General features: G+C 48.0%; 23 protein-coding genes. 16 read left to right on the forward strand and 7 right to left on the reverse strand.

Features of this window, described 5'->3' with window-relative positions; genetic code table 11:
* Positions 1-117 precede the first annotated feature (117 nt).
* From NSQ58_RS20055 to NSQ58_RS20090, 8 genes are all read left to right on the forward strand, one after another.
* Entirely contained in the window at positions 118-1,386 is a 1,269-nt protein-coding gene (locus NSQ58_RS20055) for a sulfotransferase family protein (protein ID WP_104411498.1), read from the forward strand.
* The gene (locus tag NSQ58_RS20060) at positions 1,383-3,308 is read left to right on the forward strand and encodes an asparagine synthase-related protein (RefSeq protein WP_075153896.1); all 1,926 of its coding nucleotides are present in this window, start codon (positions 1,383-1,385) and stop codon (positions 3,306-3,308) included. Before NSQ58_RS20055 ends, NSQ58_RS20060 begins: the two co-directional genes overlap by 4 nt.
* A 52-nt stretch (positions 3,309-3,360) precedes the next feature.
* Entirely contained in the window at positions 3,361-3,489 is a 129-nt protein-coding gene (locus tag NSQ58_RS20065; RefSeq protein ID WP_023987454.1) for a paeninodin family lasso peptide, read from the forward strand.
* A 190-nt stretch (positions 3,490-3,679) separates the two neighbouring features.
* Positions 3,680-4,723, forward strand: a complete 1,044-nt coding sequence (locus tag NSQ58_RS20070) for a dephospho-CoA kinase (RefSeq protein WP_071559033.1) — start codon at positions 3,680-3,682, stop codon at positions 4,721-4,723.
* Complete coding sequence (locus tag NSQ58_RS20075) at positions 4,710-5,012, forward strand: lasso peptide biosynthesis PqqD family chaperone (protein WP_053324868.1); 303 nt, start codon at positions 4,710-4,712, stop codon at positions 5,010-5,012. Before NSQ58_RS20070 ends, NSQ58_RS20075 begins: the two co-directional genes overlap by 14 nt.
* Before the next feature lies 1 nt (position 5,013).
* Positions 5,014-5,481, forward strand: coding sequence for a lasso peptide biosynthesis B2 protein (locus NSQ58_RS20080; protein ID WP_341058099.1), 468 nt, complete (start codon positions 5,014-5,016; stop codon positions 5,479-5,481).
* Between the two features lie 47 nt (positions 5,482-5,528).
* Positions 5,529-7,010, forward strand: coding sequence for a nucleotidyltransferase domain-containing protein (locus NSQ58_RS20085; protein WP_341058101.1), 1,482 nt, complete (start codon positions 5,529-5,531; stop codon positions 7,008-7,010).
* Positions 7,011-7,152: 142 nt separating this feature from the next.
* Positions 7,153-8,958: an ABC transporter ATP-binding protein gene (locus NSQ58_RS20090; RefSeq protein ID WP_069081005.1), complete on the forward strand. Its 1,806-nt coding sequence runs from the start codon at positions 7,153-7,155 to the stop codon at positions 8,956-8,958.
* A gap of 22 nt (positions 8,959-8,980) precedes the next feature.
* Here the strand turns inward: NSQ58_RS20090 and ku are convergent, their stop codons facing one another.
* Positions 8,981-9,895, reverse strand: a complete 915-nt coding sequence (ku, locus tag NSQ58_RS20095) for a non-homologous end joining protein Ku (protein WP_013309197.1) — start codon at positions 9,893-9,895, stop codon at positions 8,981-8,983.
* A gap of 827 nt (positions 9,896-10,722) precedes the next feature.
* Between ku and NSQ58_RS20100 the strand changes: the two genes are divergently transcribed.
* On the forward strand, positions 10,723-10,962 hold the full coding sequence (locus tag NSQ58_RS20100; RefSeq protein WP_023987461.1) for a hypothetical protein: 240 nt from the start codon (positions 10,723-10,725) through the stop codon (positions 10,960-10,962).
* 56 nt (positions 10,963-11,018) lie between these two features.
* Positions 11,019-11,198, forward strand: a complete 180-nt coding sequence (locus tag NSQ58_RS20105; RefSeq protein WP_023987462.1) for an H-type small acid-soluble spore protein — start codon at positions 11,019-11,021, stop codon at positions 11,196-11,198.
* Between the two features lie 240 nt (positions 11,199-11,438).
* Here the strand turns inward: NSQ58_RS20105 and NSQ58_RS20110 are convergent, their stop codons facing one another.
* From NSQ58_RS20110 to NSQ58_RS20130, 5 genes are all read right to left on the reverse strand, one after another.
* Positions 11,439-12,095 carry a 3-oxoacid CoA-transferase subunit B gene (locus tag NSQ58_RS20110; protein ID WP_023987463.1) on the reverse strand — a complete coding sequence of 219 codons (657 nt, stop codon included), beginning with the start codon at positions 12,093-12,095 and terminating at the stop codon, positions 11,439-11,441.
* A complete protein-coding gene (locus tag NSQ58_RS20115) occupies positions 12,092-12,757 on the reverse strand; it encodes a CoA transferase subunit A (protein ID WP_023987464.1) in 666 nt (221 codons plus the stop codon). The genes NSQ58_RS20110 and NSQ58_RS20115 overlap by 4 nt, the downstream gene beginning before the upstream one ends.
* Before the next feature lie 40 nt (positions 12,758-12,797).
* Positions 12,798-13,538 carry an acetoacetate decarboxylase gene (locus NSQ58_RS20120; protein ID WP_068938650.1) on the reverse strand — a complete coding sequence of 247 codons (741 nt, stop codon included), beginning with the start codon at positions 13,536-13,538 and terminating at the stop codon, positions 12,798-12,800.
* A 55-nt stretch (positions 13,539-13,593) separates the two neighbouring features.
* Entirely contained in the window at positions 13,594-14,778 is a 1,185-nt protein-coding gene (locus tag NSQ58_RS20125; protein WP_068938649.1) for an acetyl-CoA C-acetyltransferase, read from the reverse strand.
* A 613-nt stretch (positions 14,779-15,391) separates the two neighbouring features.
* Entirely contained in the window at positions 15,392-15,922 is a 531-nt protein-coding gene (locus NSQ58_RS20130) for a cysteine hydrolase family protein (protein ID WP_341058102.1), read from the reverse strand.
* 134 nt (positions 15,923-16,056) lie between these two features.
* On the opposite strand from NSQ58_RS20130, the gene tsaE reads away from it, so the two are divergent.
* Genes tsaE through tsaD form a run of 4 tightly spaced genes read left to right on the forward strand, consistent with a single transcriptional unit; the run spans position 16,057 to position 18,970 of the window.
* Entirely contained in the window at positions 16,057-16,536 is a 480-nt protein-coding gene (gene tsaE / locus NSQ58_RS20135; protein ID WP_023987468.1) for a tRNA (adenosine(37)-N6)-threonylcarbamoyltransferase complex ATPase subunit type 1 TsaE, read from the forward strand.
* 3 nt (positions 16,537-16,539) lie between these two features.
* Entirely contained in the window at positions 16,540-17,376 is an 837-nt protein-coding gene (gene tsaB, locus NSQ58_RS20140) for a tRNA (adenosine(37)-N6)-threonylcarbamoyltransferase complex dimerization subunit type 1 TsaB (RefSeq protein ID WP_160789053.1), read from the forward strand.
* Between the two features lie 17 nt (positions 17,377-17,393).
* Positions 17,394-17,909, forward strand: coding sequence for a ribosomal protein S18-alanine N-acetyltransferase (rimI, locus tag NSQ58_RS20145; RefSeq protein WP_023987470.1), 516 nt, complete (start codon positions 17,394-17,396; stop codon positions 17,907-17,909).
* Positions 17,906-18,970 (forward strand): tRNA (adenosine(37)-N6)-threonylcarbamoyltransferase complex transferase subunit TsaD, encoded by a 1,065-nt coding sequence (gene tsaD, locus NSQ58_RS20150; RefSeq protein ID WP_075153902.1) that lies wholly within the window; start codon positions 17,906-17,908, stop codon positions 18,968-18,970. Before rimI ends, tsaD begins: the two co-directional genes overlap by 4 nt.
* 547 nt (positions 18,971-19,517) lie before the next feature.
* Here tsaD and NSQ58_RS20155 read toward each other — a convergent pair.
* A complete protein-coding gene (locus tag NSQ58_RS20155; protein WP_039270134.1) occupies positions 19,518-21,482 on the reverse strand; it encodes an ABC-F family ATP-binding cassette domain-containing protein in 1,965 nt (654 codons plus the stop codon).
* Between the two features lie 270 nt (positions 21,483-21,752).
* Here NSQ58_RS20155 and NSQ58_RS20160 point away from each other — a divergent pair, with 270 nt between their 5' ends.
* Complete coding sequence (locus tag NSQ58_RS20160; protein WP_341058553.1) at positions 21,753-22,406, forward strand: 5-formyltetrahydrofolate cyclo-ligase; 654 nt, start codon at positions 21,753-21,755, stop codon at positions 22,404-22,406.
* A gap of 38 nt (positions 22,407-22,444) precedes the next feature.
* Complete coding sequence (moaC, locus tag NSQ58_RS20165) at positions 22,445-22,933, forward strand: cyclic pyranopterin monophosphate synthase MoaC (protein ID WP_254347723.1); 489 nt, start codon at positions 22,445-22,447, stop codon at positions 22,931-22,933.
* Positions 22,934-22,975 lie beyond the last annotated feature (42 nt).

Consider the following 22,975-nt stretch of genomic DNA (forward strand, 5'->3'; position numbering starts at 1 on the left):
GTGCTGAATTTATCCATCAAAGGGATTGACAAGATACAATATGTATCATAAATTTATAATAAAAATACGATATGTATCTATTAAAGGGACTTGAGCAGAGGTAGAGGAGGAGTTTGCTTGATTGAAAAGCAAGGCGGAGGGCTGGTATTTCTGTTGAGTGTCCCTCGAAGTGGAAGCTCGCTGCTTACCGCCATTTTGCAAAACCATTCCCGCCTGTTTGCCACACAGGAAATGTGGTTTCTGCTCAGTTTATATGATCTTCCTCAGTCACAGGCACGGCCATATGGAGGAACAGGGATACTCCGGCAATTTTTTAAAGGCATGGTTCCCTCCGACGTATTGGAGCAGGCCTCCCGTTCGTATGCACTTGAAATATATAATGGTCTGCTTCAAGGAACTACAGCAGATATGCTTATCGACAAATCCCCGCGTTACTATACGGTGCTGGAATTTATAGACCGTTTATTCCCTGCTGCCCGCAGGCTGTGGCTTATCCGTAATCCTTTGGCCATTGTGGCCTCATTCAAAAAGGTCAATCAGCTACGGAATGGACGTTTTCAACTGCTGGAGGAACTGGGGAGTCCGCATTTTAATATGAAAATGACGGATATTACGGTTGGTTTGTTCCGTTATGCTCATTATTTTGCTACACCTCATCCACTTGCATACCCGCTTAGGTACGAACAACTCGTATCCAATCCAACGATGGAGATCGAGAAGCTGTGCAGTTTTCTGGGGATCAAGTATGAGCCAGGGATGGAAAAGTACGGAGACTTTGCGGATACGCCCAAATCCAGTCTTTTTTATAGTATGGGAGCGGGTGATCCATTCGTAGGAGAGCATGAGCAGGCGCATCAGGATTCGGTACATAGCTGGCAACATTTGTTGAGTAAAACGGAAATTGAGCTGTATTGCAGAAGCATTGGGTCCCGCATGTTTAGGCAGCTTGGTTACGCGGAAGCGTTGGAGCAGGCTGAGCAGATGACTGGAGTCCGCTTTGAAGATGAGCCGGATATAGAGCTGCTGAGTCAACGTACACAACAATTTCTCCAACAAAGCGGCTTTGAATGGAAAGCAGCTTATCGGATGCTGGAAGAACAAGATGCAGATAACAGAGAACTCGTGATAAATGCAACCTGTCATGTTGCACCTCAAGATCCGGCAAGGATGCAGGTGGACCAGATCGTGAACGATCGGCGGATCCAATCACTGGAAAACAGGTTGGCACATAGCTATGAGGAGCGGAACCGTCTTATCGCTCAGCTCCAAAGCTATCAACGCCCAAATCAAAGTCTCCGATCTCGCAGCCTCTTTGCCCGTAAGCTCGGGCGCTTGGCGTCTGTAGCGTTATCAAGCATAGGAAAAGAAAAAGGGGGAAGAACGTGAGTGCGATTGCCGGAATCTATAGCTTTGGGCATGAGTCCGTAAGCACCGAAGAAGGCGGGAAAATGATGCAAGCCCTGCGAAAATATCCCGCTGACCGCGTATGCGCTTGGTGCGAAGGCTCTATTTTTTTGGGTTGTCATGCCCAGCATGTGACCCCAGAATCTGTTCATGAGCGTCTTCCCTTCTATGATGAGCTAAGAGATTTGGCAATCACGGCGGATGCGATTATTGACAATCGTTCCGAGCTGTTTGAACGGCTGGGAGTTGAGCAGGAACGGCGGCAAGATATCACGGACAGCGAGCTGATTTTGCTGACATATGACAAATGGGGAGTGGAAGCAGCCAGTTATCTGATAGGTGATTTTACCTTTGTCATTTGGGATGCCAAGGAACATCGATTATATGGTGCTCGAGATATGACAGGAAATCGTACGCTGTACATCTACCAACATGACCGAGGATTCGCGTTTAGCACGGTAGTCGCTCCACTTTTGGCCCTGTCCTCTCTGCGAAAAGAACTGCATGAACCGTGGCTAGCCGAATTTTTGTCCATCCGTGCCATGCAGGAATCCGTCGATATCGGAACGACTGCATACAAGCATATCAACCAGCTTCCTCCTGCACATTGGTTCACTATGGAGGAGGGGAAGCGAACCCTTCATAAATATGCATGTCTGGATGAGGTAGAGCCACTGCGGCTCAAAACAGGGGGCGAGTACATAGAAGCTTTCCGCGAGGTGTTCACACAGGCGGTCACTGCCCGACTACGGACGCATCGTGCTGTAGGGGCTGCCTTGAGCGGAGGGCTGGATTCCGGGGCGGTTGCCAGCTTTGCCGCGCCATCGCTGCACCTGCAACAAAAGCCGCTGCATGCCTACAGCTATGTGCCTGTTCAAGATTTTACAGACTGGACACCGCCTACATTGCTGGCGAACGAACGAAGCTATATTCAGTCTACGGCTCGCTATGTAGGCAACATTCACGAAAATTATATGGATTTTGAGGGGAAAAGTCCGTTTTCTGAAATTGATATTTGGCTGGAACTCATGGAAGCACCCTACAAATATTTTGAAAACTCCTTCTGGATCAGAGGTTTTTATGAAAAAGCACAGGAGCACAATGTCGGTGTACTGTTGACCGGGGCACGAGGCAATTTTACCGTATCGTGGGGCCCTGCACTAGACTATTATGCCCGGCAGTTTCGTCGTTTGCACTGGTTGCAATCCTTTCAGGGGTTGTGGCGGTACAGCAAGCTTACGGGCAGGCGTATGTCTCATCTACTCCCTGTGATGTTGAAAAAAGCGACTTCGCTTGAATCTCGTTCATGGCTGCGGCGTAGCAATCGAAGTCCCGTTCCTTCACTGATCCACCCGGAGTTTGCCAAACGGATGCATGTAGAAGATATTCCTGTATTGAGCGGAACAGGCTGGATGAAAAACGCCGATCAGACGAGAAAAGAGAAATTTTCGAATTTGGCGATTGCTAACAAAAATGGTGTGGTCGCGACCAAACTTTCACTACGGTATGGCCTGTGGGAACGTGATCCGACCGGAGACAGCCGAGTGATTCGCTTTTGCTTATCGGTGCCTTTTGAACAGTATGTGCAAAACGGTCGGGACCGTGCCCTCATTCGTACGGCCATGCGTGATCATCTACCTGATGATGTTCGGTTGAACCAGCGGGTACGCGGTGTACAGCCTGCAGATTGGTTACATCGAATGCTTCCTTGCTGGGATACGTTTATGGGAGAGCTTCAACTGATGTGTCATGATTTACGAGCCGCCGAATATCTCAATATTGAGTTTATTAAGACGGCTATGGCGAAACTTCACCACCCCCGCCCTGAGCAGGCGTCTGATCCGAATATACGACTACTAATGCATAGCCTGATCGTGTACCGTTTTCTCTGTAGATTGAACTGATCGAACCTATCCGGTCAGACAGTTCGCCATTCGTTGGAGGGGAGGTGATGAGATGAGTAAAAAAGAATGGCAGGAACCGACGATAGAGGTGCTGGATATTAACCAGACTATGGCGGGTAAAGGCTGGAAACAGATTGACTGGGTGTCTGACCACGATGCCGATCTTCATAATCCAAGCTAACACATGGTTATACATGCAGCCGATGTTGGGCTGGAAGCAAAAAAACTGGTCCGATAACGACTGAATGAACGAGAATAGCATAATCCATTGGACTCGTATTCAATACAAAGCCGTCTTTATTTCTTCGGGTTAGAGGTACTGCCCAAGAAATAAAGACGGGATTTTTAAGGACAGAGGAGTGAGTCCTATCGTGCATGACAGGAGTGCAAATGTCAGTTGGACGAAATATATAGCCTTTGGACTCAGAATTGCCAGTGAGCTGAATCTGCCTGAGCTGATCCTGGCAGCACCGGAAGCAGTAGAGGATGTAGTCATTCGACAGGCTGATTTAACTGCATGGAGTGGTCAGCTGGAGCAGGCCAATTTTGTGATGCTAGATGAGCGATTTATGTTCCAAATACCAGGCACGGCCATTTATGCCGTCAGGGAAGGCAAGGAGATCGAGGTAAGCATATTCTCCGGGGCCGATCCTGACACCGTGCGGCTGTTTGTGCTGGGTACATGCATGGGTGTTCTGCTGATGCAAAGACGAATATTACCTATTCACGGAAGTGCGGTCGTCATCGGGGAGAGGGCCTATGCATTTGTGGGTGAATCGGGTACGGGCAAATCGACACTGGCTGCTGCTTTTAGGCAGGCAGGTTATCAGATGGTTAGTGATGACGTGATTGCTGTAAAAGCTACGGCTTCCTCAGCCATCGTGTATCCAGCTTATCCGCAGCAAAAGCTGGGGTTGGATAGCTTGCTCCAACTGGAGGCTTTACGGGAGAACAAGCATGCACGCAAAAGAAATAACATACGGTCCCTAACTGATGGCAATTCTGTAATGCCACAATACAGTGATCTGCGTATGCTTGCAGGTGAGCTGAATAAATATGCTGTACCCGCCGTAGATGAATTTTTTAACGATCCGCTGCCCTTAGGGGGCGTATTCGAGCTTGTGGCAGATTCTCCAATCCGTGCGTTGATGCGCGAAGGGGAGCTAGTGGCGGTTACGGAACAGCCCTTGAACGTTCTGGAGTGCTTGCATACATTACTACAACATACATATCGTAGGGTGATTATTCCGCGAATGGGTTTGAGTGAATGGTCGTTTGATACAGCGGCTAGGATGGCTCGTAAAGTAGAGGGCTGGCGGCTGCTGAGGGATAGTTCCGTCTTTACTGCATCCGAGGTTGTACAACGGGTACTTGATATCATTCGTAAGGAGGAAAAGAGTTATGGCAGCCACTAATTCAGCTAAGGACCATTATCGCGTCATTTACGGTGAAGAGGTCTATGTCAGTGATATGGACGGAGAAAAAGTGATGATGAGCATTAACACTGGTAAATATTATAACTTAGGCTTCACAGGAGGACGAATCTGGGAACTGGCAGAATCCGGTCCTTCACTTGGCGATATCGTAACTGTCCTGACGAATGAATATGAGGTGGACGAGGAACAGTGCAGACAGCAGGTACATACCTTTGTGGCTGAGTTGGAGCGGGAAGGACTGTTAAAGCTTCTACGGGAGTCGGTATAACATGCGGATACAACGGCTTCTTCTCCTGTCTCCAGAGGTCAGGAAATTGTTGCCGGAAGCCTGGCTGGAGCTGGGATGGGCGAGGCTGCGCCAGCGTCGTTCTTTTGGGGATTACTCAAGGGTTTGGGGCATATGTATGGAAGAAACTCCATGGCAGTGTGATGTCAGGCAGGAGAAGTCCATTCAGCAGATTTCGCACGCTGTGGAGCTGGCAAGCCGTTATACTCCTTGGCGCAGTAGTTGTCTTGTACAAGCCGCTGCGGCGATGACGTTGCTGGGGCGCAGAAAACTGGACTGCACGCTGTATCTGGGCACAGCCAAAAATGCCGCTGGACGCTTGGCCGCACATGCATGGGTACGTAGCGGACCGATTTATGTTACGGGGAAACGGGAGATGGAAGCATTTACGGTGGTGGGGATATTCGGGAGACGTGCTGTGATGGCTACAGATACAAAAAATGAAAGATAAAGGCAGTTCTTTGCTTTAATGCGATGAGACAAGAAGGAGAAGAATGCATGCCCACCAAGTCTGTTTTGGAACTTGCGAATTGGAATGAGGATCAAGAAATAACGTTGTTACTCTCTCTATTGGGGAAAGACGTTTCTCATTGGCAGGATAAGACTGCTGCTACCCAACTGCGTGAGATGGATTGGGTCCGATTTTTACGTCTGACCGAGCACCATCGAGTGGTACCTACGGTGTATCTCCAACTGAAAACATTGAATCATCCGTTCATTCCCGCAGAATTGTTGCGAAACCTTCAGGCGCAGTATCATCGAAACACGCTTCGCATGCTCCATCTTCAAGCAGAAGCCGAGCGTCTGACCAGGCTGCTCATAGCTCATGGAATTCGTGTGCTTATGTTGAAGGGTCCTGCTCTGGCGCAGCAGTTGTACGGGGATGTTTCTCTGCGTACCTCCAAGGATATCGATTTACTCATTGCCCCTGACGATATGGATGAGGCTGAGCATTGGATGAAGGAAGCCGGATATGCGTCCAAGAGCGGAGAAGTGCGTGTCCTTGGTAGTTGGAAATGGAAGGACCATCATGCATCCTACCTCCATCCCCAAAAACGGGTAGAGATTGAGTTGCATTGGCGGCTTCACCCGGATGGGGGTGGGGAACCCTCTTTTGACGAGCTGTGGAACTGCCGGAAAATGGGCAAAGCTGCAGGAACCAGTCGGCAGGTACCGTTGGGACCTGCCGACAACAGGACTGTGATGACGTCCTGTATGTATACGCTTGGCAGCGAGCATCAATTTCTGTACTTGAGTGCGCATGGTGCGCGTCACGGCTGGTTCAGGCTGCGCTGGCTGGTTGACATCGACAGGCTTGCGGTATGTGCTGTCGATTGGGAGGCGCTACTGCCGATGATGCGCCGCTACGGGGGCCTGCCTGCTGGCGGGCAGGCTTGGGCACTCGCCGCTGCGCTGTTGGGTACGCCGATACCGGAGCCGATGTGTCCGGCATCGGCTACCCGGCAGGCGCACAGGCTCGCGCTGAGCGCGCTGGCCTTCATGCAGGCCAGCGTTCCCGCACCGTACCCGATTGCCCACGGGTCGGGTACAGGTAGGCTTGCTCCATCTGAGCCGCTGCACAGCAGAGCTTTGGCGGAGCAAGCGGAGGCCGCTCCTTCAGTATGCGGTACCTGTGGCGAAGCAGCCATGCTTGCCACCAGTGGCGTTACTAGCATCACGGAAGATGCCAGTAACGACGACCATAGCCCGATGAGCACTGCTACCCGTTGTGCCCCCATTACTCCAGCTGTCGCCTCCAGCCAAGTCATGACCAGAAACACGGCGGCTGCCCATCAGCCGGTCAGCCGCACTTACTTGCTTTCCTTAAAAGAGCCAAGACACAGACTATGGTACCTCATCAGCCGTTTGTTTCCTTCTACGGGGGATTCGGCCGTTTTTCCACTGCCTCGCCAGCTGCATTTTTTGTATATCCCTTTACGTCCATTTCTTTGGCTGAAGCGGCGATTTTCAAAGCACTGACTCGATAGAGGATTTTGCAAAAATCCAATAAGCGACTTTCAATGAACAATATATAGATCGAAATGGTCTAGTTCGTCTATATATTGCACTTTGGAGCGACTGGAATCGAATTTTTCAAAATCCTGGATAAGGAGTGTGCATTATGGTTCACCTGCGATTATATATGACAAAGCTGTATAGCGTGAACGGCGGTGCGTTATTTCTCAATATTGGATGTATGATCATTGTCAGCCTGCTGGAGGGTTTTGGCATTTATATGCTTGTTCCTATGCTGGCGGCTATCGGCGTATTTGTTGGTCATTCAGGGATGCCATTTCTGTCTGGTGGATTGGAACATTTTTTGCCGTTCATTCCTAAAAGCTGGCTGTTGCCGGGGATGTTGATGGTTTTTATAGTGCTGCTTACAGGGCAGGCTTTGCTTCAGCGTTACCAATCCATCCTGAATTCGCGGATTCAGCAGCGTTTTATGCGCTCTTTGCGAATAGACGTGTACACTTCCTTTATGAAGGCGCAGTGGGCATTTTATTTGCGTCAGCGTAAATCTGATTTTAGCCATGTGATGACGACCGAGCTGGCGCGTGTCAGTCAGGGAACGAATTTGCTTCTTCAACTGACTACTGCTGTCATGTTTACGATGATCCAGATTGCGTTGGCTTTTTGGTTATCCCCCTCTTTAACCGGGCTGGTATTTCTGAGTGGATTGGGGCTGTTTGTCGTGTTCCGCCGCTCCATTCGAAATGCCAAACAATTAGGTGATCGTACCACTGAGCTGTCGCAGGTTTATTTTGCTGGGATTACGGATCACATGAACGGCATGAAAGATATTAAAAGCAATCTGTTGGAAGCGGCGAATATCCATTGGTTTCGCTCCCTGACACAACGCATGGAGGATAATACGACCCAATTTGTCCGGCAAAATGCGACCACACAGTTTTTTCATCGTACAGCGGCAGCTGTTTTTGTCGCTTGTGTCATATTTACATCGCTGCAGTGGCTGCATGTTACTCCTGAAAAACTGATTGTGCTGATTCTTATATTTTCACGCTTATGGCCCCGATTTGCTCTTATTCAAGCGAGTCTGGAATACATCATGTCTATGATCTCCGCTTTTGAGAGTGTCACCAAGGTGCAACAGGAGTGCGAAGCTTTCACAGATCCGTCATTGATTGTATCTGCATCTGTACGGCAACCCCTGTCCCTTCGTCATGGGATCGAATGCAGCCATCTGGATTATCGCTACGATGGTGCAGCAGAGTCTGCGCTGCGTCATATTAACTTGTTCATACCCGCTCGGGGAATGACAGCCATTGTAGGGAAATCGGGAGCAGGTAAAAGTACAATGGTCGATGTCCTGATGGGTTTTTTACGTCCAACTGGGGGGCAGATTACAATAGACGGGCTTGTTCTGGACGACGAATTGTTGCTCCAGTGGCGGCAGTCGTTTGGCTACGTGTCACAAGACCCATTTTTATTTCACGCGACTGTCCGCGAAAATTTGATGCTGGCAGATAAGGATGCTAGTGAGCAGCAGCTATGGGAGGCGTTACATTTTGCCGCCGCAGACAACTTTGTATCCAGATTGCCCGAAGGGCTGGACACAGTAATTGGAGATCGCGGGATTCGTCTGTCTGGAGGAGAACGTCAACGGCTAGTATTAGCACGGGCTGTCTTGCATCATCCTTCGGTACTTATACTAGATGAAGCGACAAGTGCGCTGGATGGTGAGCATGAAGCCGCAATTCAGGCAGCACTGGAACGGATGAAAGGTCAAATGACGTTGATCGTCATTGCTCACCGCCTGTCAACCATCAGACATGCGGATCAAATTGTCGTACTGGATCAAGGCGAGGTCATACAGCAGGGGAACTACCACCAACTGGAACAAGAGGAGCGGGGGGCGTTCAGTCAGCTACTATCGTATCAAAGCAGTGTCACCGCCACCCCTTAACCAGACTTTTCTGTAACTCAGCTTAAGTTTCTTTACGTTTGGCAGTGCTTCTTTTCTTTTTGACTGGAGTCGGAGAGATGTTCTCGCCTGCAACAGCCTGCTGTGCTGTTGGGGCCGCTGGTTTACGCGCAGGGCGTTTTTTCGCAGCAGGGCCGGGATCGGTAACGACAGGTTGCACTGCCTCGATGCTGGCCTGAAGGGCGGCCATTAAATCTACTACATTGGTCTGAGGCTGTGTTGGGGCGATTCGCACCTCTTCACCAGCCACTTTATGTTGAATGAGATCCAGAAGACGCTCGCGGTACTGATCCGTATACTTTGCTGCATCAAAAGGTGTAGATAGCTGCTCGATTAGCATTTTTGCCATGGTCAGCTCCTTCTCTTTAACCTCCTCCTGCCCCGGTAAGTTAGGCACTTGAGCAATGGGGCGAATTTCATCGGGGTAAAACATCGTCTCCACCGCCAAACATTCATCCAACACCCGAATAGCCGCCAGGCTGCTTTTAGAGCGGATGGAGATTTGGGCAATCCCGATTTTCCCGGTATCCTTCATCGCATTCATGAGCAGCTTATACGCATTGGAGCCAGCTTGATCCGGGGACAGATAATACGTTTTCTGAAAGTAAATCGGATCAATTTCCTGCAAATCCACAAAATCTAAAATAACAATATTTTTATCCGCTTGTCCGCTAACTTGCTCCAGTTCCTCCTTGTCGAACATGACAAATTTTCCTTTTTCATATTCGTATCCTTTTCCAATTTCCTCCCATTCGACCTCCTTGTCACAAACGGGACACTTTCGTACATAGCTAAGTGGGCTTCCACACTCCTTGTGAATATAACGCATGGAAATGTCCTTATCCTCAGTCGCAGAAAACATTTTAACGGGCACATGAACCAGCCCAAAGCTGATCGCACCTTTCCAGACTGTATGCATTACGCCGCTCCTCCTTTTCTTTAATCCGCATTTTGTATCCTTCGATTCCAACGCTCGGCTGTGAGCATATCCATTTTTCACTTAGATTTTTCACTTAGTATGCTTCGGAGAAAGGAATGTATGAGGTGTAAAGAAAAGAGCGAGCCAACTAATCTGCATTCTGAGGTATGACTACATCGCATAACACAATGATATGAAGTTGTTAAGTTACATTAGTTATATTAAGATAAGGGATAAACAACGATTTTGACATTTTAAAGAAAGGAGTGTTCATGTCATGAAGAAAAGATCATTAAACTTTATATCTTTTGGATATGGATACTCTACTGCTGTTTTTTTCTAAAATCATTTTTATTGGTGGAGTCTGCCTAAAAATGGTTAGAAGAAACGGTAGAAAAATTTAAAAATGACGAGGTCGATTTCGGCTACCTTACTGCTCTAGGATTGCCTGAAATAAAAATTGAAATTGAAATTTGGGCAGCTAAAGCATAAAAATAATACGCACCTCATTTATGGGATGGAATCATAGATAGCCCCGGTCTTCGTGAGAAGCTGGGGCTGTTTTATGTTTAAATTCACGAAAAATGTACATCCGTCGTCGCAAGCAAACGCACTAAAAGATTACCGAGCATCCCATAGTGACGAGCTATCCGCATCTGCATCCTTCGATTCCAACGCCTTGGCTGTGAGCAAATCATTTTTATGTTTCGTACAAAGGATTTGTATGAGTTGTGAATGAAGACTGCGAATTGCTTCCGCGTGCGCATGGTTACAGCAAGTTTGGTGCATAGTAAGGCATATCCGATTCAAAAGGGGGTACACAATTTATGTCCGGAAAATCCTATCCTCAGCAAATCAGGCATCGTGTGGGTCAAAGCCAAATCGCCTTTCGGGGCCCAGCTGGAGGCGAACAGGATGCATTGCCGCCCGAGTTTGCTCTTTCACATGGAATCCGTCCGCCTTTTCCCGTAGCTGTGGCTCATGTGGATTTGGAGGCTGTAGTTTCAACTTCGCCTTCTCATAGCATCCCTTCATTAGACGTTGAACGGATTATAGATGAAGACTAGGTGAACTATATTTCTGAATGAATGCACACAACAACAAACAGGAGGGGAAGAATAACATGAACGTGGAACGAGCAAAAGCTATTTATGATTCATCCGAAAATATTGCCGTACAATTGGATGGTAAACCGATCTGGATTGAGCATGTAGACCAAGCAAACGGTATGGCAACGGTACAGATAGGTAGCAGACCCGGCAATACCCAAACCGTCCGTGTGGATCGTCTGGAAGAACAATAGAAGAGGGGCACCAAACCAGATTTTCCCCATAGTATGGGGTATAGCTTTAGAAAGATCTTGGACAGCTGTAGGCTTTCATCGTAGAATGCTGCTTGAATGGTCCCGTTCCAACCCTAAAAGGCTCGCAATTGCTCAATGAGCAATTAGCGAACCTTATTTGTAATAATAAATGCAGTCGAGGGAACAAGTTAAACGCCAGACAAGTTAATTTGAAGGTGGAGTTGGTTCCTTTACATGACTTTATACTGCAATGGCCTTTAAATGTGGTGAAATCATCAGTTTAGCCTCAGTTGCCAATTGAACGTCTTCCACCGATAAACCCGGCGCAATTTCCTTCAGCATCAGTCCACTACCTGGAATAACATCGATGACAGCCTTTTCGGTTACGATGGTCTTTACAACATTTACAGCGGTGAGGGGCAGTTTACATTGTTCCAGTATTTTCGGCGCTCCATTTTTGTTCACATGCTCCATGGCTACAATCACTCTCTTGGCTCCGACCACCAAATCCATGGCTCCCCCCATGCCCGGAACCTTTTTCCCTGGGATCATCCAGCTTGCAAGGTTGCCTTTCTCATCGACCTCCAGGGCGCCCAACACGGTGATATCCACATGCCCTCCACGGATGATAGAAAATGAAAGCGAACTGTCGAAAAAGCAAGCTCCTTCCATAGTTGTAACATAGTTTCCGCCTGAATCGATACAATCGAGTCTTTCTTTCCCCTGAGTCGCTTTTGGGCCTACACCGAGGATTCCGTTCTCAGCCTGCAGCATAATATGAATGTTTTCGGGGATATAGTCTACCACCATTGTAGGCATTCCAACACCAAGGTTGACAACTTCGCCATTTTTAAATTCCTGGGCTATTCTTCGAGCAATGAATTCTCTGTTATTCATGCGTTTTCACCCACCTTTACAATTGCGTCGACAAATATTCCGGGAACGTTGACATGATTGGGGTCAATTTCTCCCGTCTTTACGTATTCGTCTGTCTGAGCAACTACATACTCTGCCGCTGTAGCCATTACCAAATTGAAGTTACGTGAAGAGCCGTTGATGACAAGATTTCCCGCTTCATCAGCCTTATGAGCTCTGATTAGCGCCACATCTGCTTTGAGCGGCAGTTCGAGCAAATATTCTCTCCCGTCAATTTGGATTTTCTTTTTTCCTTCCTCTACAATGGTGCCTACACCTACAGGCGTTAAAACACCGCCCAAGCCTGCTCCTCCTGCACGTATTTTTTCAGCGAGCGTACCTTGCGGGAAGAGTTGAACCTCCGCTTCTTTCGTCATCAGGAGCCTTCCCGTTTCCGGATTAGAGCCAATATAGGATGCAAAAATCCGCTTTACTCTGCCGCTTTTTACAAGCTTATAAATAGATAATTCCGGTGTGCCTGTATCATTGGATATAATCGTAAGATTGCTGGCGGGATTGGTGTCGACAAGCGCACGTACAAGTTCCTCCGGAAAGCCTCCTGCCAGAAAACCTCCGACCATCACGGTGTCTCCGTCTTTGATCTGCTTAACTGCTTCTTCAGCGGAGATTACTTTGTTATTCATGGTTCCTTCTCCTTATATATATATTTTTAGGAAAGCAACTTTATTGGAGATAATCATAGAGGACTCTTCCATATGGAAGCGTTAAATCGGCAATAAAATGTTTTCCGCCAATATAAGCTTTTACCGGCAAATCTGCCACAGGAGCGTTGACATGGGGAATCAGGCTTAACCTCGCAGGCCCTGACCAGGCGCCTTTTACCGTAATGTTTTCGAGATTATACGCTACCAACTGAGCAATTTTAGGGGTACCGTCAACATCAGGAATTAATTTCAAATTAACTTGCGTTTTTGCGATGGCTTTAGCCGTTTCCTTTTCATCAAGAATGTTATATTTGAAAGGCATGGTTCCCGTGGCCACCAGGACGTTGTTGTAATGCAATGTACCCGTCAGCGTTTCCGTCTCCTCAACGATCAAGCGAGGCTTCGCCCATTTTTTCGGAAATCCCCAGATTTCACGTCCTCCCAGAATAGCAGGCGCGTTATCCAAATACATTTGGGCAACAAAATTACAGGGTTCTCCATGAAAAGTACACGGAATGACAATACCGCTTTCCTCATAGCTTCCTAACCCGGATGAATCGGGCATCTTGATCCATTCATAGGAAACGGTATTGCTTCCATCCGGCTGAAGAGGCTCCGGGACCGCCTGTCTAATCGCAGCGGGATCGGATTCATAGGTAATGATGAAAAATTCCCGATTGATGAAGCGACATGGCGGGCGCCCATAACTGCCGCTGGCCGCAGGCATGGATTGGAGTGAAAGTACTTCTTTTTGATTCATAGCGATCTCCCTTCCTTTTAAGAGGTAGTTCTAAAAGTCATCCTGAACTCGCGCTTTAAATGAGTGCATTTTCAACTAGCATCGCTATTCCCATTCCCGTTCCGATGCATAACGAGGCGATGCCGTAACGTGAAGATCTTCGCACCATTTCATGAACCAGCGTAACCAATACCCTAGCACCGCTTGCACCGACAGGATGCCCGATCGCGATCGCGCCGCCATTGACATTCACCTTCTCAGGATTGATTCCAAGCTCTTTCAATACCGCTAGTGCTTGTGCGGCGAACGCTTCATTAATTTCAAAAAGATCGATGTCATCAATAGACATTCCCTGTTGCTTCAGAAGTGACGAAATGGCCTTCACCGGTCCCATTCCCATATATGCAGGGTCAACGCCAACAAGTGAATAACCCTTGATATATGCCAACGGCTTTAACGCATGTTCCTTACATTTGTCTTCCGACACTACAAGCATAGCCGCCGCGCCATCATTGATTCCTGAAGCATTTCCGGCGGTAACTGTTCCGTTCTCCTTAAACGCAGGTTTTAATTGAGCAAGTTTTTCTTTCGTTGTATTTCCTCTTATGTGTTCGTCCTCCGTGAAAGAAATAGTTTCTTTTTTGTTTTTGATCATGACTGGAACAATCTGCTCTTCAAAAAGCTTCTTGTTTTTAGCTTCTACGGCCTTTATCTGGCTTTGATAGGAAAATTCATCCTGCTCAAGTCTTGAAATTCCATATTTCTCTGCAACATTTTCTGCGGTAATTCCCATATGGTAATGGTTGATCGGGCACGTAAGACCGTCGGCCACCAGGGAGTCTACCAACTCACCGTTGCCCAGTTTGTAGCCGTTTCTTGCATTCCTTAGCAGGTAAGGGGCATTCGACATGCTCTCCATGCCTCCGGCCAAGACGATGTTGCCTTGTTCCGCCAATATTGAATTGTAGGCTAAAGCAACGGCATGGAGTCCTGAACCGCAAACCGTGTTTATCGTTGTTTCGGGTACATCAATAGGGATACCGGCTTTTAGTGCCGCCTGTCTGGCAGGATTTTGGCCATTGCCCGCCTGAAGAACATTTCCCAAATAAATTTGATCAATCAAAGAAGGCTCTAATTTACTTTGCTGAAGGCATGCTGTCATCACAGTTGCTCCCAGTTCAGGAGCGCTTAGAGGCGCAAGGGTTTTGTTAAAAGAGCCGACCGCTGTTCTCAACGGGCTTACTAAAGCTACTTTTTTCATTAAAAACTCACATTCCTTTCGTTGTGTTCAAGACACAATACATCCATGATTGCACTTCAATTCGTAATTTCCGTTCTTAACCTACGAGATGTAGCGACTGCAAGATACATTTGCTTGCGGGCATATCATGGTGCCTAAGACAGTGAGTGTGAGGGTTCGATCGCCTTCTCTCGTTGGAAATTAAAACCAGTTTCATCATAGTTCTAATGCAGATTTTGCTCAATGTTCAAAAATATACACATATCTATGTACAGATGTTTATAGAGCCATATAGGCCACAATAATTAGGCCATTCTAACGTTTTCTGTTAATTTCTTAATTTTTCTGAAAATCATGATCATAAATTGAATTTTCTGTTAAAAATGAAAGTTACAATCCATACGTGAAAAAGTTTTCCTCGCAAATATCATCTAACTCATCGCTGGGAAATAAAAAAAAGCCTCCAGAATGTTCTGAAGACGGATTTGCCTTTCAATATTCATAATCTTCGTTATATTGTGCCAGCTTGCTTCTTGTTAAAGGTGTCACTCGAAAGGGCGTTTTTTTCGCATGAACTAAAAAAGAAGCCGACTTGCTTGAAAGCAATCGGCTTAGAACATAAAACTTCAACAGCTCACGAAAAATGTACATCTTCCGTCGCGAGTAAACGCACAAAACGATTGCCTAGCACCGCATTGTGATGCGCTACAATTTGCTCACTGCTCAGCACCTTGCTATCAAATGTACTATGCGCATCCAATACGAGCACGTTGTTCTGGTATCCCAGACTATAGGCGCTTCGGCAGGTCGTGTCGAGGCAAAACTCGGTCTGCATCCCCGCGATTACGAGTTGATCGGCCCCCAGTTCCTTTAGCACATGGCCCAATTCAGTTTGGTAGAAGCTGTCCCAAGATGATTTACGGACAATTCGTTCATGAGGAAGAGGACGCACCACGTCGGCGATGGCCCAGCCTACACTGTTTTCCCGAAAATCCTCATCCGCTTCATCGGTATGCTGTACAAAAATCACCGGTGTACCTGTAGCTCTGGCTTTGTCCAAAAGCTGCTGCAAATGTGCTACAACTTCCTGTTCACGATACAGCTTCTCATCATACATGAACATAGCCTGCTGAACATCAATCATGAGTAAAACGGTTTGCCCCATCGTTTCAATCCCTCCCTGTGTGTATCATCTAACTTACAATAGCATGTCTTCATGCCTTGCGGCGACATAAGGTGAACTATATAATAAAGAACAAGTTGGAACGGTCCGATTCGGACGAAAGGTGATTAAAATATATGACAATTTCGCAGGAGCAGTTTACGTTCCGTTCTGTCTCAGAGGCACAGACCGGGTCATTGGCAGGTTTTTTGGCAGCCAAAGCGGTTCCCGGAACGGTAATTGTGCTGGATGGAGATCTGGGAGCGGGCAAAACTGCTTTTTCCAAGGCTTTTGCCGGCCATTTAGGTGTGCCGGGCATCGTAAATAGTCCAACCTTTACCCTTATTAAGGAGTACGAGGGCCGATTGCCTTTGTATCATATGGATGTGTACCGGATTTCCCAGGACGAGGCGGAGGATCTCGGGCTGGACGAATATTTTTACGGGACAGGAGTATGTCTGGTGGAATGGGGTAGTATTATACCGGATATATTGCCGGAGCAGCGGCTTCACATGTATATAGAAACAACGGATGTCGGGGAGCGCTTGATTCACCTGACCGGGTACGGCGAGCCTTATGAACAATGGTGCCGCAGTTTGCGGGAGAATGGAGTTTGAACCATGCAAAGAGAGCATACAGATGTGAATGTAAAGCCGCGTGAGCGGTTTTTGACGTTAGATACAGCGACGACCGTGATGGCGGCCGCTCTGATGAACGGAAGAGAATTGCTGGGAGAAAGCAACGTCTATGGCGAACGTAATCATTCCGTGCATGTGATTACCGAGCTGGAACGACTGCTGAATGAAGAAGGGCTGACACGAGATGATGTAGACGGTATTGCAGTTGGTGTTGGACCGGGGTCTTATACCGGTATCCGGATTGCGGTGACCGCAGCCAAAACACTCGCTTGGGCCTGGGGTATCCCGGTGACGTCCATATCCACTTTGCATGCTTTGGCGTGGGGTGGTTGGAATCGCGGCATCGAGATGAAGGGACAAGAAGATAAAAATGAGTCTGTGAATAACGGTTCGTCCGGAGCGCAGGCAGCAGACTGGATTGTGCCCGTGCTGGATGCGCGCCGTGGTCAGGTTTACACGGGGCTGTTCGACGTGAGTACAGTTGACGACGTCGAGAGTCCGCAACGGCTGGAGCCAGATGCAATCCGGTTGATGACTGCTTGGACCGATGACCTGCTGCAACGGCTGGAGGCTTTGCCCTCTGAAGAGCGTCCTCCAGTCATTTGGCTAGTCGGTGAAACGGCGGTTCACGCCGAAACAGCCGAGCGCCTGCGTGCTTGGAGCGAGCTTCGTATCGTACCTTATGAGCTGGAAGGAAGATGGGTTGGCCGCCTTGGGGCGGATAAGCTGCTTCGTCAAGAACACGACGAGCTACATACGCTGGTTCCTAATTATACCCAGCTGGCGGAGGCGGAAGCCAATCTGCTTCGCCAGCGCTGAAGAGAGCGGTGAACAACATGGCAAAGAACATACAGCGGGAAGAGAAACTTGAGTTTCGCTTGATGCAACTGAATGATATTCCCGATGTGCTGGAGATTGAGCATGAAGCGTTCACGCTACCGTGGACAGAGGAAGCATTCCGCAATGAGCTGACGATGAATCATTTCGCTAAATATATGATTATGGAACTAGACGGACAAGCCATTGGTTACGCAGGCATGTGGACGATTATGGATGAGGCCCATATTACGAATATTGCGATTCGTGAGGCTTATCGCGGACGTAAGCTTGGAGACAAGCTGTTGGATGAGCTGATGCAGACCGCCTCTTATTTAGGGATGGAACGTATGACGCTGGAGGTGCGGGTAACGAACCAGATCGCTCAAGGCTTGTATGAGAAAAAAGGCTTTAAGCCCGCAGGTGTGCGCAAAGGCTATTATTCGGATAATAACGAGGATGCTGTGATCATGTGGGCGGATCTTCCCGCGCATGGGGCATCCGGTGAACAGGAAGGAAGCGTGCAGAAGCAATGATGCAAGAGGAAAAAGCAGGTACAGGCTCCGCCTCCGGCGAGCCTTGCTATATACTGGCAGTGGAAACGAGTTGTGATGAAACGGCTGTTTCTGTCGTGAAAAATGGCACAGAGGTGCTCTCGAATCTGATTTCCAGTCAGATTGAAACACACAAAGCCTTTGGTGGTGTTGTGCCAGAGGTGGCTTCACGCAAGCATGTGGAGAGCATCACCTACATGCTGGACGAGGCCATGCAAACATCGGGAATTACCCCACGCGAGATTTCAGCGGTTGCCGTGACACAAGGACCAGGACTGGTTGGTGCATTGCTGGTTGGTATTGTTGCCGCTAAGAGCGCTGCTTTGGCGTTCGGCAAGCCGTTAATCGGGACGCATCATATCGCGGGACATATTTATGCCAATCAGCTGGAGCATGATATCGTATATCCGTGCATTGCTCTCGTTGTGTCAGGAGGACATACAGAGCTGGTGCTGATGGAGTCCGAAGGTCATTTTCAACTCATTGGTCGTACAAGGGATGATGCGGTTGGAGAAGCCTACGACAAAGTAGCGAGAGCCATTGGATTTCCGTATCCCGGCGGTCCGCATGTGGATCGTGTGGCTCATGAATCGGAGGAAGTGGTTACTTTGCCGCGTGCATGGTTGGAGCCGGATTCTTATGATTTTAGCTTTAGCGGTTTGAAATCTGCAGTGCTGAATGTAATTAACCAGACGAAAATGCGCGGAGAAACTGTTCATGTCGGAGCGATCGCAAGAGGCTTTCAAGAGTCGGTCGTCGAGGTGCTGGTGGAAAAGGCGATTCGTGCCATGCGTGAATACGGTGCGAAGCAGCTCCTGCTTTGTGGCGGTGTGGCTGCTAATCGCGGACTGCGTACAGCATTGCGTGAGCGCTGTGAGCGCGAAGGAATTGAGCTGCTTGTACCATCGATGAAATATTGCACAGATAATGCAGCGATGATCGGTGCTGCGGCCTACGCCAAATGGAAGCGCGGGGAATTTACCTCATTGGATATGAAGGCTGATCCAGGGCTGTCTCTGGAAGAATGGTCTGTCCAAACTTAATTGAAGAAGAATGAGCAAGACACGGCACAGTTGAGTCGTGTCTTTTTTGTTCCGCTCCATAACTATCATAAAAATATAAATTCAAGAGGATAAAATACAGGAGTTTGAGCAAATGAATGGCAGCCTCTCATTCACTCGCATTATTCGTCACAATTGTTCACGATTTTTCATGATCCATCAAAAAAATCTGGAATTTTGATATTGCCCGAATAATGATGTGATTTGTCAAGTTGTGAACAAAGTTATCCACATATACCGCTTCGAATGTGGATAACCGAGTCCGAAGCAAGCAGGCTAAGACTTTTTGGAGATAGCAAGTTGGGGGATATGTAACACTATTTGTTTTTGTGAAATCTGTGGATAATGTGGATAAAAGGGTGGATAAATTTGGTTTTCATTTGAAAATGGCTTTTTATCAATAAAAAAATGGCCCAAAAGGCCATTTTTCAATCTCATTCATACACATAAGCTGTGGATAATCTTGTGTACAAAAATATAGAAGAGGAAAATGTGAAATTTTTAAGGCAAAGATTTTATGCAGTAGTTTTTATTCTTCTAACAGCTCTTCCCAAGAGGTATAGGTTTCAGTCAATTCCTGTTTATGGGTGTCGAGTTGTGCCTGAATATTCTGAAGTGCTGTGTAATCCTGATAAATCTCAGGCAGGGTCATTTGTTCCTCCAGCCCTAAAATTTGTTCTTCCAGCGTTTTGATCTGATTTTCCAATGCCTCCAGCTTGCGTTGACGGCTACGTTCCTCGCTTTTGGCTTGCTTGTCTGCCGCATAGGTGGCGGCGCGTGATTTGGATGTGGTCTCGTCTGTCACGGATGCAGAGGTAGCCGATGTTTTGCCGCGTGTGGCCTGATTTGCCTCCAGAGCTTCCTGCGCAATTTCCTCTAACTCCTGCTTTTTGGCTACATAGTCATCATAATTCCCCAGGAAATGTTCTATCCCCCCAGGATGAAGCTCGATGACACGTTCCGCCATTTTGTTCAGGAAATAACGGTCATGGGAAATGAACAACAGCGTACCGTCATAGTCCATCAAAGCCGCTTCCAGCACTTCCTTGCTAAACAGATCCAGATGGTTGGTAGGCTCATCTAGAATTAACACGTTGGCTTCGCGCAGCATGAGCTTGGCCAGAGATACACGGGCTTTTTCCCCTCCGCTTAATGCAGCTACCTTTTTAAGTACATCGTCACCGCTAAACAGGAAATTACCCAGCACTGTACGAATACGTGCTTCTTCCATATGAGGGTACTCGCTCCACAACTCCTCCAGTACGGTATTGGCGGGGTTCAGGTTCGTCTGCTCCTGGTCATACAGGCCGATTTTGATTTTCGTGCCCCAGTGGATGGAGCCAGCAGCAGGTTTAAGTGATCCGGTCAGACATTTGAGCAACGTCGATTTTCCGATCCCGTTCGGACCAATCAGTGCCACGGTATCTCCACGTTTTAAGTCGAACGATGCGTGCTGGAATAAAGGCTTTTTACCTTCATATCCCACAGAGAGGTCACGTACCTCCAGTACTTCCTTACCTGACATATGGGCTGTTTCAAAGGAAAAATGAGCCTTTTTCAAGTCTCCCATGGGCCGATCCATACGCTCCATTTTATCTAGCTGCTTGCGCCGACTTTGAGCGCGTTTGGTCGTGGAAGCCCGCACGATATTACGTTGTACGAATGCTTCTAAACGGGCAATTTCTCCTTGCTGCTTTTCGTAATGCTTCAGATTCGTTTCGTACTCGGCAGCCTTCAGCTCCATGTAGCGGCTGTAGTTGCCTGTATATCGAGTAGAACGATGGCGTTCGATTTCAATAATCGTCGTTACCAGTCGGTCCAGAAAATAACGGTCATGTGATACAACCAGCAGAGAACCGGAGTAGCCGCGCAAATAGTCCTCCAACCAGGTCAGTGTTTGAATATCCAGATAGTTGGTAGGCTCATCGAGCATAAGGACATCTGGGGCGAGCAGTAGGATGCGTGCTAGCGCAAGCCGGGTTTTCTGTCCTCCGCTCAGAGTAGCTACAGGCGTCTCAGGTGCAAATGAACCAAAGCCCATGCCGTGCAGCACGCTGCGAATACGGGTCTCCATTTCATAACCACCGTGATCCTTGAACCAGTCTGAACGACGTGCATAGCGTTCCAGCAGATCTGCGTAGCGTTTTTCGTTTTGAGCATTGGCCAGGTCAGCGATGTCCTGTTCCATTTGCCGCAGTTCCCGTTCCGCTTCAATCAGGGGAGTGAACACCAGCATCATTTCCCCCCAGATAGAACGATCAGAATTCAAGCCGCTGTTTTGCGCCAGATAACCGATGCTGGTCTCCTTCGCCTTGAAAATTTGTCCACTGTCATAGGATATTTCACCAGCAATGATTTTGAGCAGGGTCGATTTGCCTGCACCGTTCACACCTACGAGTCCAATACGTTCACGTTCCAATATTTGAAGGTTAATCCCGTCCAGAACGGGCTCAATTCCATAGGATTTAGTAATTCCGGTTACTTGCAATAGCATAGCGTATCGTTCCTCCATTACATTTTGCACAGTTCTACCTGCTTTCTTCGCAGGTACCTTCCTTCCAGTTTACATGAAATTACCCACTATTGCACTGCTTTCACCCTGTAAACCCTTGAGCCGCGTGTAGTCAATTTGTATAAACAATGATAAACTTAAACGAGAAGTGAAAAAGAATGAAAAAAACTTGCAACGTACAACACTTACTGACAAATGGGACAATAGCAACGTTTTAAAGATTATCGACGATTGTGCGGGAGGGCGGATGTGATGGATGTCTGTGATGTGAAGAACGCGCTGCGTTTGCAGCAACGGGAAGCGCGTGACTCCATGGACCCGCTGACAAGGCAGAAGGCATCGGCTGTGGCCTGTCGGCATGCAATCGAGGCATGGGAGCAACTTAGAATAGACAGAAACGGAGATAAGCTAACATTATTTAGTTATCTCTCTTTTGGCAGCGAGATTTCGACGGCTCCCCTCATTGAGCATTGCTGGTCACAGGGAGATCGTGTCCTGGCCCCAAGAGTGGATCCGGTAACCCGGACTATGGAGCTGAGGGAGATGGATCAGTACGGAGATATTGTACCCGGTATCTGGAACATCCCTGAGCCTGCTTTGACATGCAAGGAATGGTCGCCTGAAATGTGGGCGGGAATTGACTGGGTTGTTGTGCCTGGCTTGGCCTTTGATCGTCGTGGGGGCAGGATTGGTTACGGCGGAGGCTATTATGACCGCTTTACCGTACAGGTAGAGGCAGAGAAGCGTAACAACAGCCACGTAGGTCCGCTTTATGTCTCGCTGCTGCTGCCGGGACAATTGCTGACACAGGTGCCCATGGAGCCAAGGGATTTGCGAGTGGACGTGCTGTTTACTCTGGATGGACGCTTAGATTGTGATTATGCAAAATTGACAAATGATGAATGAAGTAAAGTTGGGTATGTGAAAGGAGCTGTGAGGGAGTCGTGGATTCCTTTACTCATTTTAACGAACAGGGACGGGCTCGGATGGTAGATATTTCGGGTAAAACGTCTACGATTCGTACAGCAGTTGCCGTGACTCAGATTACGATGAATCCGGCTACATTGACGGCTGTAAAAGAAGGAAGAATCGGCAAGGGTGATGTTCTTGCTGTGGCCCAGGTCGCAGGGATTCAAGGTGCGAAAAAAACGTCAGACTGGATACCGATGTGTCATCCACTGGCCCTGACAGGCGTGAACATTACTTTTTCCGATAATGAACATGATGTGCTTCATATTGAAGTTGAAGTGAAGACCGAAGGTAAGACAGGTGTAGAAATGGAAGCTTTGACAGCGGCTTCAGCCGCAGCGTTAACCGTGTATGATATGTGCAAGGCGCTGCAAAAAGATATGATCATCGGCCCTACCATGCTGCAATCCAAAACAGGTGGCAAGCATGGGGATTTTCAAAGGGAGGACCACCGGGAACCTTGACATAGACAACATTGTCGCCGAGAGGGTACTGTGATGTGATGG

The sequence above is a fragment of the Paenibacillus sp. FSL M7-0134 genome (assembly GCF_038007865.1).
In the GTDB taxonomy this organism is placed as follows: Bacteria; Bacillota; Bacilli; order Paenibacillales; family Paenibacillaceae; genus Paenibacillus; species Paenibacillus polymyxa_B.